Below are 2,935 nucleotides of genomic sequence, written 5' to 3'. Positions count from 1 at the left end.
TTACTATATGCACTGTTTACTATAGTTGTTGTTATTTTAGGTCTTATTTCCAGAAAGTTTGCTTTTGCATTACCTGATCTATTAAATGACTACTTAGGTGATGCGTTATGGGCATTAATGATTTTCACTGGATTCGGATTTTTATTTTCTAAAATAGAAACGAAGAAATTAGCTTTTATTAGTTTGATATTTTGCTACGGGATTGAAATTAGCCAATTGTACCATGAGACTTGGATAGATAGCATTCGCGCAACGACTTTAGGTGGACTCGTATTAGGGTACGGATTTTTATGGAGTGATTTAGTGGCTTACACAATTGGTGTTGGAGTAGGAATGCTTGGTGAGTTTATATTACGGAAGAAATAAGGGATTTTAAAAAGGAGCCATTTATGAAAAAAATTATATTAATTGGTTCTGGTGGTTCAGGAAAATCTACATTAGCAAGGCAGTTAGGAAATAAACTAAAAATACAGGTGTATCATCTTGATGCGTTATTTTGGAAACCGAATTGGGTAGGTGTTCCGAGGGAGGAACAAAGAACAGTTCAAAATGACTTAATTAAAGAAGAAAAGTGGATTATTGATGGGAATTATGGCGGGACAATGGACATAAGAATTAACGTAGCGGATACAATTATCTTTCTTGATATTCATAGAACAATATGTGTTTATCGTGCTTTTAAAAGAATTGTGCAATATCGGAATAAAACAAGACCGGATACGGGTGCTGGATGTGAAGAAAGGTTTGACTTGCAATTTTTCAAATGGATATGGGAATATCCTAAGACGAAAAGACCTGCAATTTTAAAAAGACTCGATCAATTAAATAAGGATAAAAGAGTTATTATTTTAAAAACACCAAATGAGGTTCAACGATTCTTAAAGGAAGTGCAGTAAGTATAAATTGGTGCGTTAAAAGCATTAATTTATGTTCCATTTTGAATGGAGGGATAATATTGAATGAAATCATTCGCTCGACTGATTCTTATATGGTAAAAGTTCCAACAGGAGAGGTAGTATTAAGAGATGATCGAATAAAAAAAGAATGGAAAGTTCAAGTTAAACCATTTCTTCTTGCAAAATATGCTGTAACGATGGAATTATATGATGCTATTACGAATAATACACCAAATATATTCAGAGATAATAATAAACCAGTTGTAAGTATCTCATGGAATGATGCGATTGTGTTTTGTAATTTACTTTCAAAAAAAGCGGGATTAAAAGAGTATTATTCTATTAGTGATAGCGGTCAAATTGTTAGTTGTAATTTAGATTCCAATGGCTACCGATTACCTTCTGAAGCAGAGTGGCAATATGCGTGTAAGGCAGGAACTACTGGATACATATATGGAAAGCTTAAAGAGATTGCTTGGTATAATGAAAATTCAGATGGACATATTCATGAGGTCGGGGGAAAAGAACCGAATGCATGGGGATTATATGATATGTTAGGGAACGTTTGGGAATGGTGTTACGATTTGTATGATGAAAAGGTGTATGGATCGTACCGAATTTTCCGGGGTGGTAGCTGGGCTGAAGGAGCGAGAGGGTGCGGTGCTACTTGTCGCCGCCGTAGCCATCCTACATTTCATATAGATGATCTTGGTTTTAGGCTTGCTAGGTCCATTTAGAAGGAGAATAAAAGATAGGAGTACGGAAAGTGTCTGTACTCCTAATGACAACATAGAAATCATTTAACCTAAGGAGTGTTTACATTGGCACGTGTTTTATTCATTAACGCTGGATCAGAAGGTCATATTAATCCAACCATTAAAGTTGTAGAAGAACTAATTTCCCGCGGTGAAGAGGTAGTTTATTTTTCAATAGAAGCTTTCAGGGAGCGTATTGAAAAAACAGGGGCTACTGTACGAACAATTGACGACCAAAAGTTTATAAAAGCTTTTCTTTCCGGTGGTCGAAATTATTTACCAGAAAGAATAAATGGTCTTTTACATACAGCAGATGTTATTATACCGAGTGTTCTTGAACAAATTGAAGGAGAACATTTTGATTACATCATTCACGATTCTATGTTTGGCTGTGGACATCTAATTGCTCAAATTCTTAAGCTGCCAGCAATTAATTCATGTACATCTTTTGCGCAGGATGAAAAATCATTTACAAGAATGTTAGAACATCTTTCGAAAAATATATCAGAGGAATCTATTGAAAAAATTAAAAATGATTATCAAAACTTAACGATAGGAATTAAAGAAAAATATGGTGTTGAAATTAAATCACCTTATGAAGTTTTCTGTAATCCTGCACCACTTACAATTGTTTATACAACTAGGGAGTTCCAACCTTTTGGAGAAGCTTTTGATGAATCATATAAATTTGTAGGACCATCTCTTTCTACACAATTAAGAAAAGAAAACTTCGATTTTACTGCAATCGAAGGGGAAAGTCCCATTTATATTTCACTAGGTACGGTTTTTAACGAGGCCATTACTTTCTATAAACTTTGTTTTAAAGCGTTTGAGAATACCGATTATACTATTGTTATGTCTATCGGTGAAAAGACTAAAATAAGTGATTTAGGTGAGATTCCTAAAAACTTCATTGTGAAAAATTATGTTCCACAAACTAAGGTGCTTACATATACAAAATTATTTATTACACACGGTGGGATGAATAGTACGCATGAAGGACTTTATAATGGGGTGCCACTAATTGTAATTCCGCAAAGTGCGGATCAGCCAGTAATTGCAAGGCAAGTTGAGAATCTCGGAGCAGGAGTTACATTACAAATGCAAGGATTAGTGGAGAGTCAACTACGTGAAAGTGTAGATTTTGTGTTAGGTGATATATCATTTAAAGAAGCTGCTTTGAATATGAAGGAATCTTTCCGAAAGTCAGGTGGGTATGAGAAAGCTGTTGATGAGATTTTTAAAAATAAAAGTCAATACAACATCTAATTAAAAACCTAGTTG

At 34.3% G+C, this 2,935-nt stretch carries 4 protein-coding genes; all 4 read left to right on the top strand.

All coding sequences use genetic code 11. The features are described from left to right. The coding region (locus tag AB3X48_RS20405; protein WP_367959872.1) for a ribosomal maturation YjgA family protein at positions 1-366 on the top strand (366 nt) is incomplete at its 5' end. A gap of 23 nt (positions 367-389) precedes the next feature. Beyond that, positions 390-896 carry a DNA topology modulation protein gene (locus AB3X48_RS20400; protein ID WP_367959871.1) on the top strand — a complete coding sequence of 169 codons (507 nt, stop codon included), beginning with the start codon at positions 390-392 and terminating at the stop codon, positions 894-896. Between the two features lie 92 nt (positions 897-988). Then, entirely contained in the window at positions 989-1,633 is a 645-nt protein-coding gene (locus tag AB3X48_RS20395; RefSeq protein WP_206771694.1) for a formylglycine-generating enzyme family protein, read from the top strand. An 84-nt stretch (positions 1,634-1,717) separates the two neighbouring features. Continuing rightward, entirely contained in the window at positions 1,718-2,920 is a 1,203-nt protein-coding gene (locus tag AB3X48_RS20390; protein WP_367959870.1) for a macrolide family glycosyltransferase, read from the top strand. Positions 2,921-2,935: the final 15 nt, after the last annotated feature.

Source organism: Bacillus sp. S4 (genome assembly GCF_040838205.1).
In the GTDB taxonomy this organism is placed as follows: domain Bacteria; phylum Bacillota; class Bacilli; order Bacillales; family Bacillaceae_G; genus Bacillus_A; species Bacillus_A cereus_U.
Note: the sequence above shows the minus strand (reverse complement) of the source record. Positions and strands in the feature narration are given on the sequence as shown.